This is a genomic window from Cocleimonas sp. KMM 6892, from assembly GCF_035798195.1.
Classification (GTDB): Bacteria; Pseudomonadota; Gammaproteobacteria; order Thiotrichales; family Thiotrichaceae; genus Cocleimonas; species Cocleimonas flava.
Window position 1 is genome coordinate 150382 of sequence record NZ_JAPFBV010000005.1, and the last position, 16176, is coordinate 166557.

Here is a 16176-nt window from a genome sequence, read left to right on the forward strand (position 1 = left end):
GTTTATAGTGCGTAATTATAACGTATGTAGATAAATTTTTCTTTACCGTTCATTCTTAAAAGCTATTGGCTAAAATATAAGCTTCTTGTTTTTACGACATTTTACGATTTAATTATCTACATTCCCACAACAACAATCTTTGCCCTCTTTTCAATCTTGCATTGGATCGTAAGTTATTCATTAGTTTAATTTTGCTTTTATTAACGCCTGTTTTACGCATCACTTTCATCAAGGTATCGCCTTTTTTGGCAAAATAAAGCCTTTGTTTTATCCTGCCCCTTTTGACGTAACGAGTTGCCCTTTTAAGACGAGATGTTGTTTTAAAACAGCTACTACGCGCATAATTTCGTTTGCCGTTTTTATAAGGACTTAGGCGAGATTTCGTCGTTTTAAAAGGACGATAGGATCGAGATTTACCTTGTCGAAACACCGCATGAACCTTGACCCCTTTAGAATAGATCTTATGTAACTGAGAGACCTTCGAAACATAGTTAATCGTTTCTTTGTATGGAGGAATACCTTGATACTTATCTACAGCACCCTCTCCTGCATTGTAGGCAGCAACCGCTTTCTGGATATATTGATCATAATAAGACAGTAGAAACTTCAGGTATTTGGTTCCACCCTGAATATTTTGTTCTGGATCAAAACTGTCGAGAACACCAAAACGTGCCGCTGTGGCAGGCATCAATTGCATTAAACCTTGCGCACCTACCGGAGAAACTGCCGATGAATTAAAGCAACTTTCAGCAGTTATTACGGCTTTAATCAGGGATTCTGACACCCCATATTTTTGACTGTATTTTGAAATTAACTGATTATAAGTCTTCAACTTTTTCTTAAAGCTTTCTATCTTCCCTACACTACAGTACTTTTCCGGATGAGACTCTGTGCCTATGGCGCTCGCAGTTATTGCATAGCCAAACAAGACAATCAGAAGACATGACTTTAAAAGAGCCATACCAGTTCCTGGGGAAAACAAGCGAAGTGGAAACAATCGTAGGGAATACATAGATAGTTTAAAGGATTTCAGAAAACATATTTAAACGACAACTTCTTATGGCCTAACAAGTTAAAGTGGATAATAGCCTATAAAATTAGACCATTTTGACTAATTCATCGATTTCTTCCTGAGTGAACCCCGCTTGCAGGCGAGCCTCTTCATGAAACGGACCGCTTAAGCCCTTCCCCATATATTCGATGAGGAGATTACGGAATGTCTCTTCCGGATTCAGTTCTTTATTTGCACAACAATACTTAAACCAGCGAGATCCAATCGCTACGTGCCCAATTTCATCGTTAAGAATGATGCGTAGAATATCTACCGTTTCATTGTCTCCCGCTTTCAAGAAACGTTCGATCATACCCGGTGTTACATCCAAACCACGAGCCTCTAAAACACGGGGCACCAATGCCATTCTTATCAACACATCATGGTCTGTTTTCAAAACCATTTCCCACAAACCATTATGTGCAGGAAAGTCCCCATACGCATATCCTAAATCGGCTAAGCGCTTTTCCAGTAAAGAAAAATGATATGCTTCTTCTGCAGCTACTTTTAACCAATCAGAATAATACGCTTCTGGCATATCGCGAAAACGATAAACCGCATCAAGCGCCAAATTAATCGCATTGAATTCAATATGCAAAATAGCATGGACAAGCGTTGCACGACCTAACTCAGAACCCAACTTTCGTTGCTTCAGTAACCCAGGGTTTAATAAATCTGGACGATCAGGACGACCAGGAACAGGAATTTCTATCAACGCAGAATCCTTTCTATCCAGTTCCCCTTTTTCCCAAGCATCTCTTAATTGAGCAACCATGCTTTGTTTTTCGCTAGTATCCCTATGCATCAAACATAAGAACGCCTGTTCATATAAATTCATCACAAAAACCGTTATCTATATCGCAATCGATAAAAGCGTATATTTAAACACACCCCCCTAATTTGGAAGGCTTTTTTATCAAAATAGAAAAATAAGCTTAGAAAAACCCTCTAAACATTATTTTTTATAATCATTATCTTTATAACTGTAACTTCATTGTTACAGCCGCTTATGCTAACTTCCGCTAATGGCAAATCGAAACGAAAAATATTCAAGAACACGGGTGAAAATCTGTGGCATTACTTCCGTTGAAGCGGCTCAACATGTCTGTGCATCTGGTGCTGATTCTATTGGACTTGTTTTTTATGAAAAAAGCCCAAGAAATGTAAGTATAGAAACGGCAACTGAAATCTATACTTCATTACCGCCCTTTGTCACTTGCGTTGGTTTGTTTCTGGATCCAGACATTGAATTTGTAGAAACTGTACTAGCTAATGTGGGTTTAGACTTGTTACAATTTCACGGCTCTGAAACACCTGACTTTTGCCAATCATTTCCACGCCCTTACATCAAAGCGATAGGTATGGAATCTGTAGAGACAGAAGATGATTTTAAAAAGCTTGCAGATCAATACACAACAGCCAAAGGTTTTTTAGTTGATAGCCATGCAACCGGAAAAGCAGGCGGCACGGGAAAGACATTCGACTGGAGTCATGTTCCACAAAATTACGCTAAACCCATCATTTTAGCAGGTGGATTAAACCCCAATAATGTTGCTGATGCTATGCAAGCCTGTAATGTGTATGGTATTGATCTCAGTAGTGGCGTAGAAAGCCAGCCAGGAATTAAAGACAAACAAAAAATTACACAGTTAATGAAAGAGGTACAACGTGTCCACTGTAAGAACTGAAACAGTAAATGGCCGTAAAAACAGCCAAATAAAGAATGACCTAAACGATCACGATTTAAGCAATGTTGACTTAAGCACGATTGATTGGGACAACTTAGCAGATGAAAATGGACACTTTGGAATCTATGGTGGTTGCTTTGCTTCTGAAACATTAATGGAAGCCATACAAGAGCTCGACGAAGCCTACAATTCATTAAAAGATGACCCTGAGTTTCAAGCGAATTACGATAATGATTTAAGAAACTATGTCGGTCGCCCTAGCCCACTCTATCATGCAGAAAGATGGTCTAAACAGCTTGGTGGTGCGCAAATCTACCTTAAAAGAGAAGATTTAAATCACACTGGCGCACATAAAATCAACAACACCATTGGTCAGGCTCTATTAGCTAAACACATGGGCAAACCACGCATCATCGCTGAAACTGGCGCAGGTCAGCACGGCGTTGCAACAGCTACAATCGCTGCTCGTTTAGGTCTTGAGTGTGTGGTTTACATGGGCGAAGTCGATGTTGAAAGACAAGCACCTAATGTGTACAGAATGAAACTCTTAGGCGCAGAAGTTAGACCTGTTTCTTCAGGTTCTAAAACCCTGAAAGATGCTTTGAATGAAGCGATGCGTGACTGGGTAACCAATGTAGATAATACTTTTTACTGCATAGGTACTGTTGCTGGCCCACATCCTTATCCAAGCATGGTACGTAATTTCCAAACCATTATTGGTCGCGAAGCGAAAGAGCAATGTCTTGAACAAACTGGTCGCCTACCTGATGCACTAATCGCTTGTATTGGCGGTGGATCAAACGCCATCGGATTGTTCCACGAGTTTTTACCTGATCTAGATGTTGCCATCTACGGTGTTGAAGCTGCAGGCCACGGTCTGGAAACTGGTGAACATGCAGCTCCATTGAGTATGGCAAAACCTGGCGTATTGCACGGTAACCGTATGTACTTAATGGCAGATAAAGATGGCCAAGTCGTTGAACCACATTCAATTTCTGCAGGTTTGGATTACCCAGGTGTTGGGCCAGAACATTGCTTGCTCAAAGATCTGGGTAGAACTCACGCAGTTGCAGTAACTGACGATGAAGCGATGGAAGCTTTCCATTCATTAACCCGTATTGAAGGCATCATTCCAGCACTGGAAAGCAGTCACGCGCTTGCGTATGCAATGAAGCTTGCACCAACTATGGATAAAGATAAAACCATTATCATCAACCTGTCAGGCCGCGGTGATAAAGACATTAATACAGTAGCAGCATTAGAAGGGATCAAGTTATGAGCGGCAGATTAACCGAGTGCTTTGCCACTCTCAAAGAAAATAATCGCAAAGCCTTAATTCCATACATTACTGCAGGTGATTCTAACCCTACAATCACCGTACCATTAATGCATCGCATGGTTGAATCGGGCGTAGATATCATCGAATTGGGCATTCCATTTTCGGATCCTATGGCTGATGGCCCGACCATTCAGCTTGCTTGTGAAAGAGCGTTAGAGCACCACACGAGTTTGCACGATGTTATCGACATGGTGTCAGAGTTCCGTAAAACCAATACAACAACACCTATCGTACTAATGGGGTACTTAAACCCCGTTGAAGCGTTTGGCTATGAAGAATTTGCCAAAGCCGCCAAAGAGTGCGGTATCGATGGCTTACTCACGGTAGATTTGCCACCAGAAGAGAGCACACAACTTGTTGATGTGTTGAAAAAGTACGAGATTGACCCTATTTTCTTACTTTCTCCGACAACGACCGAAGAACGTATTGATAAAATCGTTCATGCTGGCTCGGGTTATCTGTATTACGTTTCGCTAAAAGGTGTTACTGGTTCGAGCGCATTGAATGTCGACGAAGTAGCCTCTAATGTTGCAAAAATCAACAAACATACGACGCTTCCTGTCGGCGTTGGATTTGGTATTAAAGATGCGGAAAGTGCCTCAGCGGTTGCAGCAGTTTCTGATGGCGTAATTGTTGGTAGCGCAATTGTAAAAATTATAGAAAACAATCCAGATGATACTGATACAATATTAGACCAAATCGGTGCATTGTTAAGTTCTATGCGTGAAGCAATGGACAAATAACAGTTACTGGAAATTTACACATCAATTAAACGACAGTGTATTTTCATTAACTTGAGATAGATTTAGCACAAAGTAACACTGAGACAAACAAATGAGAGACGCCCTCAATATGAGCTGGTTCGAAAAATTATTACCTTCACGAATTCGTACTGATGCTACTACAGCAAAAAAGAAAACCATACCTGAGGGGCTTTGGCATAAGTGCCCTGCATGTAAAGCAGTGCTTTATCGTGCAGATTTAGAGCGTAATCTGGAAGTTTGCCCAAAGTGTAATCATCACGAAAGACTTAGCGGACGCAAACGCCTCGAAATGTTTCTGGATGAAAGTAATCGCGAAGAGATTGCGGCCAATATAGAGCCTATTGATTTCTTAAAATTCAAAGACAGCAAAAAATATAAAGATCGCTTAACTGCAGCACAAAAAGAAACCGATGAGAAAGATGCATTGATCGTGATCAAAGGCCAAGTTCATGGTGTTCCTCTAGTCGCTGCTGCTTTTGATTTTCGTTTCCTTGGAGGCTCTATGGGGTCTGTCGTTGGCGAACGATTTGTTCAAGGTGCCAACGAAGCGCTTCGTCAAAACATTCCTTACATCGTATTTTCTGCCAGTGGCGGAGCACGCATGCAAGAAGCACTCTCTTCATTAATGCAGATGGCTAAAACAAGTGCTGTTCTTACCAAGCTGGCTGAAGCTGACATCCCCTATGTTTCTGTTCTTACCGACCCTACCATGGGTGGTGTTTCGGCGAGTTTCGCCATGTTAGGTGACATTATCGTTGCAGAACCGCGCGCTTTAATCGGTTTCGCCGGCCCTCGAGTTATCGAACAAACCGTGGGCGAGAAACTTCCAGAAGGGTTCCAGCGAAGCGAGTTTCTGATTGAAAAAGGTGCGATTGATAGAATCATCACCCGCCACAAACTTCGTGCTGATATTATCGATATGCTGTGTATGTTGACGCACAAACCACAACCAGCAAACATGGAAGAGATCGACGCCATTGCAAAGCCAGAAGTCATTAAGCCAGTTGAAGATGATGAAACTGAAGAAAAACCAGCAGAGCAATAACTGTTAGTATCATTCATGATACGGACAATAATACCTTTGTGTGAAAGTACGATGATTATAAGCCTCTGATTTTTAAATCAGTTTCAGCAATTATTTCTTTCACACAAATGTCTCACTTTAAATAAATACAGGAAATTAACTTTATTCATTCAATAAAGTCACCCCCCTACTTTGGGGCACTTTTTTACGCTGTTTGATTTAATTGATTAATACTTATATTTTGATTCTTCACTATTTATTTGAACGCAACATTAAATTTGAACTCTCTTCTCGCGTTCCATACTAACCACTAATGAAAAAAACTTTACAAGACTGGTTGAGCTGGCAGGAAACACTACATCTTTCTGAGATAGATCTCGGGCTAGAAAGAATTGGTCGTGTAGCAGAACAACTTGGACTTCTCACCCCGTCTTTTCCTATCATTACTGTTGCAGGCACAAACGGCAAAGGCTCTACTGTCGCTTTTCTAAATGAAATGTTACAGGCTGAGGGCTATAAAACCGGTGCTTATACTTCTCCACACCTCATTAATTACAACGAACGCATCACCATCAATAGTAACGAAGCCAGTGATGCGCTAATTATTGAAGCCTTTGATGCAATCGACCAAGCTAGATTCATCACTAACAAAAACAATGAGATAGAAGAAGTAAGCTTAACCTATTTCGAATTTTCAACACTCGCGGCAATGTGGTGCTTTCAACAGCAAGACATTGATGTTGCAGTTCTGGAAGTAGGCCTTGGTGGCAGGCTAGACGCTGCAAATCTTTGGGACACCAATCTGGCAATTATTACCAGTATCGATGTCGATCATATCGATTGGTTAGGCGATGATCGCGAGCTAATCGCCAAAGAAAAAGCCGGAATTATGCGATCGACCGCTCCTGCAATTTGCGGTGACCCTACCCCACCTGAAATGATTAAAACCGAGGCCGAACGCCTAGGTATAAAATTGATTCAGTTAAACGAAGACTTTAGCTTTTCAATAGATAAGAATGATCCTGAGCATTGGATCTGGCGCGATGAAAAAATAGAACTCTCCTTACCAAAACCCAGGTTACAGGGAGACTTTCAAATCAATAACGCTTCAACTGCCATCGCTGGTTTAATGGCCATTCAAGATCGTTTACCTACAAGCCCAGAATCAATCTCTGCAGGCTTACAAAAAGCCAGCATCACAGGAAGATTACAGATTATCAATGAATCTCCCGAATGGTTATTAGATGTCGCACACAACCCTCATTCAGCCAAAGAATTATCAAAATACATCGATACGCACAAGGTATCAGGAAAGACATTTGCGCTTTTCTCCATGCTGAAAGACAAAGATATCGATGAAGTATTAAAACTCATGGATCCAGTCATAGACGAATGGCATATAGTGCCGTTAGAAGGATCACGAGGCACAAGCTTAACCGATTTAAAACAACAGTTTACAGACAGTTTTATAGATTCAAATTTAGTCACACACGAGCGCTTTTCTGATGCCTGCCAACTACTTAAAAACATCACTAAAGATGAAGATAGAGTAGTTGCCTTTGGCTCTTTTCTGGTAGTATCAGAAGTATTAGATAATAGTAATTTTAGGAGATTTTTTAATCATGGATAATGCAATGGTAAAACGTGGAATTGGGGCAATTGTTTTAGCAATAATTGCAGCGTTACTATTAGGGTACTTGCTAAAAGACAAGAGTCGCGAGCGTCAGGAAGTGGTTGACATGAAACTCCCTGGAGCACCTGAAATTAATATACCAAGCCTATCCGAAGCGACGAGCAAAGTAACAGATTCGGCTGCCAGCTTAGTTGGCGAAGCGAAAGACACAGTAACAAATGCAGGAAGTGCAGTTGTCGCATCTGCTACTGGCACCTTAAAAACAGCAACTGATAGTGTAAAATCTGTTACCGATTCAGCTAAAACAGCAGTTGAAAATGTAACGTCTACAAACACTGGCTCTGCTACTAATGACGGCACTAAACCTGGCTTTTCATTCAGACCTCCTAATCTTAATGAACAAAAAGAAATTGTTGATAATGTTGGCACATCGGACCAAGGCGCGACCGAAGCTACCACGGCGGCTGTTACGGCAGCTCCAGTGAAAAAAGACACTGTAGTCGCAAGCAGTAACCCTAAGCCTGCCAAAAAAGTATTCAAACCAACTATCGAAGAAGAACCTAAAGCAAAAGCACCTGCCAAGAAAAAAGTGGTTGCAAAAAAGAAAGTGGAACAGAAGCCTGCACCAAAGAAAGCAGCACCTGCAGCTAACACTAACCCTACTGGCGGGAAATACTCTATCCAGTTATTAGCGACATCAAGCCAATCACGCGCTAATAAACTAGCTAGCACCATGAATAGCGAAGGTTATGTAGCATTCATCACACAAACAACAAGCAACAACAAAATACTTTACCGTGTTCGTGTTGGTGGTCATAACGATCGTAATAGCGCAATCAAAGCTCAAGACTCAATGAAAAGACGCTATAAGAAAAATTTCTTTGTACAAAATAGCTTAGTGGTTTCAAAATAGTCTTTCTAAATTAGTTTTATACTTTCTTTCATGACTCATACTCTTTAGAAACTATAATCATGGAAAACTTTTTAGACACTTATTTGAAAACACAGGATATTTAAATGGACTTAAACTATTTTGATATAGCGATAGTTGTCATTATATTAATTACTGCCTTGATTGGTTTTATGCGCGGTATAGTATGGATGGGAATTTTCCTTGCCACATGGGCAGCCGCAATTTTATTAGCGATTAAGTACAAAGATGCAGTCGCTGCAGCGTTACCTATCAAACTTAGTAGTGAAATTGCACAGACTGGTTTAGCAGCACTTCTGATTTTTCTTGGCGTACTGATATTAGGGGCAATTATTAACTTCCTCTTTAGTAAAGCTGTTGATGCCGTAGGCTTAGGTGCATTTGATCGAATATTAGGTGCTGGTCTCGGCGTGGCACTGGGCGCGTTGGCCATTACGTTATTGACCATGCTACTAGGCTTGACAGAGTTACCCAATCAAAAATCGTGGAGCGAGTCTGCCTTGATACCTAAATTTCAGGAAGCTTCAGCATGGTTACAGACGCTAATTCCTGATAATCTAAATCAGTACATTAATGATAACAACGGTGGGAGTGGCACAACGACACTCACGCCATCTGATGGTTCTAATTCTGGAGACTCTGCCATAGATGACACAGAAACCCCCATCAATACAATCGTCCCTTCTAGTAATTAATTTTTCAGGTCATCTTCCATGTGTGGAATAATTGGTATTTTAAGTAATACACCCGTCAATCAAGAAATTTACGACGGCTTGCTCGTCCTACAACACCGAGGCCAGGATTCTGCTGGAATGGCCACCAGCGATGGCAAACGACTCTATATTCGTCGTAAAAACGGCTTAGTAACCGATGTATTCCGTAAAGAACACATGAAACGCCTGGTAGGTAATATGGGCGTTGGTCATCTGCGCTATCCAACAGCAGGTGGTTCTTCAAACTCTGAAGCCCAGCCTTTTTATGTTAACTCTCCTTACGGTATTTCTTTGGCGCATAATGGGAATTTGACCAATGCTCACGAATTAAAGAAAGAACTTTATAAACAAGATAGAAGACATATAAACACATCGTCTGATTCTGAAATTCTTCTTAATATATTTGCTCAGGAATTACAGAAATACAAAGCTTACAGTGTTCACCCAGAAGAAGTCTTTGCTGCAGTTGAAGGCGTACACAAACGCTGTGTCGGAGCTTATGCGGTTATTGCCATGATAACTCGTGATGGCATTGTAGGTTTCCGCGACCCTAATGGTATTCGCCCGTTAGTGCTTGGAAAACGAGAATCTGAGCAAGGCACTGATTACATGCTAGCCTCTGAAAGTGTTGCTCTGGTAACTCAGGGATACGCAATTGTTCGTGATATCGAACCTGGCGAAGCTATTTTCATCACCAAAGATGGCGAAGTGCATACCAAACAATGTTCTGACAAAGCGACTTACAATAGCTGTATTTTCGAATATGTTTATTTCGCTCGCCCTGACTCTGTTATTGATAAGGTATATGTGCACAAAGCCCGTATGAGAATGGGACACAACCTTGCTGAAAAAGTCATGAAGGTATGGCCTGATCACGACATTGATGTGGTCATCCCTATTCCCGACACCAGCCGAACATCCGCACTTGAAATGGCCATTACCCTGGGCGTGCCATATCGCGAAGGTTATATTAAAAATCGTTACATCGGTCGCACCTTCATTATGCCTGGGCAAAAGCAACGCAAGAAATCTGTCCGTCGTAAATTGAATCCACTCGACATTGAATTCAAAGGCAAGAACGTCATGCTTGTTGATGATTCTATTGTTCGCGGAACAACCTCAAAAGAGATTGTTCAAATGGCAAGAGATTCTGGCGCGAAGAATGTTTATTTCGCTTCTGCATCACCTGCAATTCGTTATCCTAATATCTATGGTATCGATATGCCAGCCGCAAAAGAACTTATTGCGCATGGCAGAACAGAAGCAGAAGTAGCTAAAGAAATCGGTGCTGATCGACTTGTTTATCAAGAACTGGATGACCTTATTGACGCAATTACCAAAGGTAATTCTAAACTCACACAGTTTGATTGCTCGGTATTTACAGGAAAATATATCACTGGTGAATCAGAAAGCTACTTTACTGACTTGGAAGCACGTCGTAATGACGGCAAAAAGAAAGATAAAGCCAATATGGTTGCTATAGATATGTCAGATACCGATTAATAAACACATAATAATCTAATGACGTTACATACTATTTAAAGATGAGCGCTGCTAAGCCCGATAGTCTAGCTTTGTTACCAATGCTTGATGAGCTGAAGCAGCGCTTTCCTGACTCCCCTCACGACCTTCTAATCGTTGTTTCTGCAACGCGTCAGCAATTAATTCTAATTAAAAACCACAAAGTTAATTCCAGCTATTCCATATCTACCGCAGAAGCAGGTCTGGGGAATTTATCAGGCAGCTTTAAAACACCATTAGGCGTGCACAAAATTGATGAAAAAATTGGTGAAGGCGCTGAGTTAGGTACAATATTCAAAGCACGTAAAAACACCCAAAAGATTGTAAAAATTCTCAAAAAACCGGATGAAAAAAGTGATGGTGATTATATCACTTCACGTATTCTCCGGCTTTCAGGGATGGAACAAGGCGTTAACGCAGGTGGAAACGTTGATAGTCACGATCGATATATCTATATTCACGGCACAGACGAAGAAGGCCGCTTAGGTACACCAGCATCCCATGGCTGTGTTCGCATGGGAAATCAAGAAATCATGGACCTATTCGATCAAGTAGAAGTAGGTACTCTGGTGAATATCGTTGAATGAAGGATAATTTAAACATTTAATACACCCCCCCTACTTTCAGGCACTTTTTTTAATTTATTTCTCTGTGTTTCCTGATGAAAATGCCGATTGTAAATATTGCACCATCGAAACCACAGTCAATACCGTCGCGATCACAAGGAAAAACAGTCCGACTTCTCTAAGTGGGAGTCCCCACAAGTCCTGGTTATACAACAAAAAGATTAACGATAATATTTGGGTAACGGCTTTAACCTTGCCAATATAAGCCACTGCAACTTTACTTCGCTGGCCTGTTTCTGCCATCCACTCTCTAAGCGCTGATATTGTAATCTCACGAGAGATAATCAGAACGGAAGCCATGGTTATCCACATCGTGCCTTCGCGCTCTACAATCAACAGTAAGGCTACAGCGACGAGTAGTTTGTCCGCTACTGGATCAAGAAAAGCACCAAACCGTGATTCCTGATTATATTTTCGTGCCAAATAGCCATCAACAAAATCTGTCAGACCTGCCAAACCAAATATAGTAGATGCCGTAAGTGGCATATCCAGATAGAAAAACAAAACCACCAAAGGAATCGCAAGTATTCTCAGTATTGTAAGAAAAATAGGTAGATTAAAAGTCACGGTTACCTTTATAAATTGGGTGTTTATTGGGTTTCATATAAATCATTCTGAATGAAATACATCATAAATCTTTTGGGCCAGTTTCGCACTAATTCCATTGACCTTACTTAACTCTTCCACACTTGCTCTGGTGATCGCTCTAATTCCACCAAAACGTTTTAATAAATCCTGGCGCCGCTTTGGACCCAAGCCTTCAATACCTTCCAGAGGAGAAGTATTTCTCGTTTTTTTACGTCTTTGTCGATGCCCACTTATGGCAAATCGATGCGCTTCATCTCGTACCTGTTGTATTAAATGCAGCGCACTTGAATGTGCAGGCAACATTATTTTCTCTTTCACCGATGAAACGCCGTCCTCCTGCGAAAGTACCGTTAATGTATCCATATCCTGACGACGGCCTTCACCTTTGGTCACGCCAATTATATCAACACCGCTTATTTGCAATTTATTGAGTACGTCAACGGCTTGTGTAACCTGACCTTTACCGCCATCAATAAAGAGTATATCAGGTAGCTTGCTGTCTTTTTCTATGGCCTTCTTATAACGTCTTTCTAAAGCCTGATGCATCGCGGCATAATCATCGCCACCTACAATTCCACTGATATTATATCGTCGGTATTCGGACTTGATTGCACCTTCCAGACCAAACACTACGCAAGAAGCCACCGTTGCTTCACCCATCATGTGACTGATATCAAAACACTCCATGCGTGCAGGTATATAATCCAGACCCAGCTCTTCCTGAAGCGCCAATACACGTTTTTGAACACCTGCTTTAGATGCCAAATGCGTAGACAAGGCATGCTGGGCATTTCTTGCCGCCATGTCTACCCAGCGTTGTCGATCTCCGCGGAGCTTATAAGCCAAAGTCACTTTCTTTTCGGCTTTCAGTGACAGCATCTCTTCCAGTGGTTCATTATCTTCAGGTTTGTGACTCAATAAGATCTCAGAGGGAATTTCACGCGAGATGTAATACTGGGAAAGAAACGAAGAAAGAATGCTCTTTTCAGGGCTGATAATCTCCGATTCTTTCTTATCCTCTCCCTTGCCTTTCTCTCCCTTAGCTTCTTTAAAAAAAGTAGGCAACTTAGGAAAAAAATTCTTATTACCCAAATTGTGCCCATTTCTAATCGTTAACACTTGAACACTGGCAATATTAGAAGCGAACTGCAATGCAATCACATCCACACTAGACTGACCAACACTAATACTTTGCTGTTGAGACACCTGTCGCAATTGTTCTATCTGATCACGGTAGTTAGCAGCCTGTTCAAAATTTAATTCATTCGAAGCCTTATCCATCAATTCTACCAATTCTTCAATAACCTGCTGGCTCTTACCTTGAAGAAACTTAATGGTATGACTAACTCCCTGTTTTTTATATTCTTCTTCGGATATTTCATTTATACAGGGTGCTGTGCAACGTTTGATTTGATATTGCAGACAAGGCCGCGAACGATTACTGAAATAACTGTTTTCACATTGTCGAACCTGAAACAGTTTCTGCAACAAAGCGAGGGTTTCACGCACTGCACCTGCGCTTGGATAAGGTCCAAAGTACTGTCCTTTCCCTTTTTTAGCACCACGATGAAATGTTAAACGCGGGTATTTATGCTTAGACAGATAAATATACGGATAACTTTTATCATCTCGAAGCAAGATGTTATAACGAGGCTGATGTTTTTTGATTAAATTACTTTCGAGCAATAGGGCTTCAGCTTCCGTCGCAGTTATCGTTACCTGTACGTCTCGAATCTGCTTGACCATTGAATAGGTCCGAGAATTTACGATGTTTCCACGAAAATAACTGGATACTCGATTTTTTAGATCTTTTGCTTTTCCCACATAGAGGATTTTTTCATCCTCCGAAATCATGCGATATACGCCGGGTTTATGTGGAACTGTTTTTAAGAAAGACTTACTGTCAAAGGTTTGACTACCTTCTTCGTGATTTTCAGCATCTTGATTAGGATCGTTCGTCATATAATTTATAAGAAGATATTAATAACTAGCGGTGAAACAACAAAAAACCAAGAAGAGTACTGAGTGTTACAACAATGGAAAAATCATAATAACTTACTAAACAGAAGCATCATAATAGCAAACGAAGAGCACTCAATAAGAAACAGCTCGCGAAGCACAAACACCAATTCCGTTTATCGCATATCGAGCTATCATTAATTAGCTAGAATAACCTTTTAAAACTTAATGAGCGCAGAACCCCAGGTGAAACCACCACCAAAGGCCTCTAGCAGAATGACCTCACCGCGCTTGATGCGTCCATCACGAACCGCCACATCTAAGGCTAGCGGAACAGACGCTGCAGAGGTATTACCATGCTCGTGCACAGTAACAACAACTCGATCCATTGGCATCTTAAGCTTTTTAGCTGTCGCTTTTATAATGCGAATATTAGCCTGATGTGGTACTAACCAATCGATATCAGACTTTTCCATATTATTGTATTCAAGTGTTTCGTCAACAATACGGCCAAGCGTATTCACCGCCACACGAAAAACTTCATTACCTTTCATTTGCACAAAAGCCCCACCAGAATCCATCAAGGCTTTGTTTTTAGAGACACCAGCAGTGGTATTGAGTAAGTTCTCATACTTACCATCAGCATGTAGATGAGTAGAAAGAATACCATCCTCTTCTTCAGTTGCTTCTAAAACCACAGCTCCAGCGCCATCTGCAAATAAAATACAGGTTCCTCTGTCGGTCCAGTCGATAATATTGGAGAACTTTTCTGCACCAATAACCAACGCACATTTATGAGAGCCACTTTTAATAAACTTATCAGCAACGCCTAATGCATAAACGAAGCCTGTACAAACAGCCTGTATATCAAAAGCCGCACAGCCGCTAATGCCTAATTTTTTTTGCAATAGACACGCAGTACTTGGGAAAATGAGATCAGGAGTGGTTGTAGCAAATACAATTAGATCAATATCATCAACCGTTTTACCCGCCATTTCCATGGCTTTTAAGACGGCTTTTTCAGCAAGATCACAAGTCGTTTCATCCGCTGCTGCAATATGACGTTTTTCGATACCTGTGCGCTCTACAATCCAGTCATGCGTGGTATCAACCATCTTTTCAAGATCATGATTGGTTAATACCTTTTCAGGTAAGTAACTACCTGTGCCTGTGATTTTAGAATTCATCCTGTATCCTATTATTTTCTCTATTTTATTTGGTTACTATATTACTACAGACATATTAAAGAACTAATCGACTAAATGTTTTTGCAGTTGCTCTTCTATTTTATCAGGTACTTTTTCAATAACTGCTTTTCGCGCAATCCCTATCGCGTTAGCAAAAGCGACATCATCCGCCCCACCATGACTTTTTATCACTATACCTTTCAAGCCCAGAAAGCTAGCACCATTATAGCGCCTGTGATCAAAACGTTGACGGAACGATTTAAGTACCGGATAAGACACCAAAGCTGCAATTTTGGTAAATATAGATTTGGTATAGCCTGCTTTAATTTCTTGTGAAAGCATTTTTGCCAGGCCTTCAGAGGTTTTCAGTGCAACATTACCCACGAAACCATCACAAACAATGACATCAACTTCGCCATGAAAGATATCATTACCTTCCACAAAGCCAATATAATTAAAACCACCATCTTGTAATTGTTTATGTGCAGCTTTTACCTGCTCATTACCCTTCATATCTTCAGAGCCGATATTGAGCAAACCCACACGCGGTTTTTCAACACCATCAATAGCCGTTGCTAGCTCTGAACCCATAATAGCAAACTGATATAAATGTTCTGAAGTTGAGTCAATATTAGCACCAAGATCCAACACATAAGTGTGACCCGATGCAGCAGGTATTGGCGCACAAATAGCTGGGCGATCGATGCCTTTCAATGTTCGCAGAACAAAACGGCCAGTGGCCATTAAAGCACCAGTATTACCAGCACTTACAGCAGCATCAGCAGACTCATCTTTAACAAGATTAATCGCTACGCGCATTGACGAGTCTTTTTTACCGCGTAAGGCCAAAGCGGGTGACTCATTCATCAACACGACTTCAGATGCGTGCTGAACCTTTATTCTTTCGTTAGGTTCCTGATTATGCTTTCTTAACTCATCTAATATTTTAGATTCATCGCCAACCAGGATTAGAGCGGTATCATTGTATTCTTTTAAAAATAACAATGCTGCAGGTATTGCAGCTGATAAGCCGTTGTCTCCGCTCATTGTATCTATTGCAATACGATGTAACTCTGTCATTAACGTGCAAACCTTTTATGTTTTATATACAAAAAATCGCGAGTCTATGCCCGCGATTTTAATGTTCAATAT

General features: G+C 40.9%; 15 protein-coding genes. 9 read left to right on the top strand and 6 right to left on the bottom strand.

What is annotated here, in order from left to right:
* Positions 1-112: 112 nt before the first annotated feature.
* Positions 113-961 (bottom strand): transglycosylase SLT domain-containing protein, encoded by an 849-nt coding sequence (locus OO007_RS14560; RefSeq protein WP_325809347.1) that lies wholly within the window; start codon positions 959-961, stop codon positions 113-115.
* 136 nt (positions 962-1097) lie between these two features.
* Positions 1098-1889 carry a ferritin-like domain-containing protein gene (locus OO007_RS14565; protein ID WP_325809348.1) on the bottom strand — a complete coding sequence of 264 codons (792 nt, stop codon included), beginning with the start codon at positions 1887-1889 and terminating at the stop codon, positions 1098-1100.
* 187 nt (positions 1890-2076) lie between these two features.
* Here OO007_RS14565 and OO007_RS14570 point away from each other — a divergent pair, with 187 nt between their 5' ends.
* From OO007_RS14570 to OO007_RS14610, 9 genes are all read left to right on the top strand, one after another.
* On the top strand, positions 2077-2739 hold the full coding sequence (locus tag OO007_RS14570; RefSeq protein ID WP_325809349.1) for a phosphoribosylanthranilate isomerase: 663 nt from the start codon (positions 2077-2079) through the stop codon (positions 2737-2739).
* Between the two features lie 79 nt (positions 2740-2818).
* Positions 2819-4018, top strand: coding sequence for a tryptophan synthase subunit beta (trpB, locus tag OO007_RS14575; protein ID WP_131907089.1), 1200 nt, complete (start codon positions 2819-2821; stop codon positions 4016-4018).
* On the top strand, positions 4015-4821 hold the full coding sequence (gene trpA, locus OO007_RS14580) for a tryptophan synthase subunit alpha (RefSeq protein WP_131906816.1): 807 nt from the start codon (positions 4015-4017) through the stop codon (positions 4819-4821). Before trpB ends, trpA begins: the two co-directional genes overlap by 4 nt.
* A gap of 109 nt (positions 4822-4930) precedes the next feature.
* Positions 4931-5887, top strand: coding sequence for an acetyl-CoA carboxylase, carboxyltransferase subunit beta (accD, locus tag OO007_RS14585; RefSeq protein WP_131906817.1), 957 nt, complete (start codon positions 4931-4933; stop codon positions 5885-5887).
* Positions 5888-6179: 292 nt separating this feature from the next.
* Positions 6180-7496, top strand: coding sequence for a bifunctional tetrahydrofolate synthase/dihydrofolate synthase (gene folC, locus OO007_RS14590; RefSeq protein ID WP_325809350.1), 1317 nt, complete (start codon positions 6180-6182; stop codon positions 7494-7496).
* Positions 7489-8412, top strand: coding sequence for an SPOR domain-containing protein (locus OO007_RS14595; RefSeq protein WP_325809351.1), 924 nt, complete (start codon positions 7489-7491; stop codon positions 8410-8412). Before folC ends, OO007_RS14595 begins: the two co-directional genes overlap by 8 nt.
* Positions 8413-8516: 104 nt before the next feature.
* Positions 8517-9125 carry a CvpA family protein gene (locus tag OO007_RS14600; RefSeq protein ID WP_131906820.1) on the top strand — a complete coding sequence of 203 codons (609 nt, stop codon included), beginning with the start codon at positions 8517-8519 and terminating at the stop codon, positions 9123-9125.
* 18 nt (positions 9126-9143) lie between these two features.
* The gene (purF, locus tag OO007_RS14605; RefSeq protein ID WP_131906821.1) at positions 9144-10646 is read left to right on the top strand and encodes an amidophosphoribosyltransferase; all 1503 of its coding nucleotides are present in this window, start codon (positions 9144-9146) and stop codon (positions 10644-10646) included.
* A 41-nt stretch (positions 10647-10687) separates the two neighbouring features.
* Positions 10688-11251 carry a L,D-transpeptidase gene (locus OO007_RS14610; protein WP_325809352.1) on the top strand — a complete coding sequence of 188 codons (564 nt, stop codon included), beginning with the start codon at positions 10688-10690 and terminating at the stop codon, positions 11249-11251.
* Between the two features lie 54 nt (positions 11252-11305).
* Here the strand turns inward: OO007_RS14610 and pgsA are convergent, their stop codons facing one another.
* The 4 genes from pgsA to plsX all read right to left on the bottom strand — a co-directional run bounded on the left by pgsA (position 11306) and on the right by plsX (position 16104).
* On the bottom strand, positions 11306-11857 hold the full coding sequence (gene pgsA / locus OO007_RS14615; RefSeq protein ID WP_325809353.1) for a CDP-diacylglycerol--glycerol-3-phosphate 3-phosphatidyltransferase: 552 nt from the start codon (positions 11855-11857) through the stop codon (positions 11306-11308).
* Between the two features lie 42 nt (positions 11858-11899).
* Positions 11900-13840, bottom strand: coding sequence for an excinuclease ABC subunit UvrC (gene uvrC, locus OO007_RS14620; RefSeq protein ID WP_325809354.1), 1941 nt, complete (start codon positions 13838-13840; stop codon positions 11900-11902).
* A gap of 215 nt (positions 13841-14055) precedes the next feature.
* Positions 14056-15024 carry a beta-ketoacyl-ACP synthase III gene (locus tag OO007_RS14625; RefSeq protein ID WP_131906825.1) on the bottom strand — a complete coding sequence of 323 codons (969 nt, stop codon included), beginning with the start codon at positions 15022-15024 and terminating at the stop codon, positions 14056-14058.
* A gap of 63 nt (positions 15025-15087) precedes the next feature.
* A complete protein-coding gene (plsX, locus tag OO007_RS14630; protein WP_131906826.1) occupies positions 15088-16104 on the bottom strand; it encodes a phosphate acyltransferase PlsX in 1017 nt (338 codons plus the stop codon).
* Positions 16105-16176: the final 72 nt, after the last annotated feature.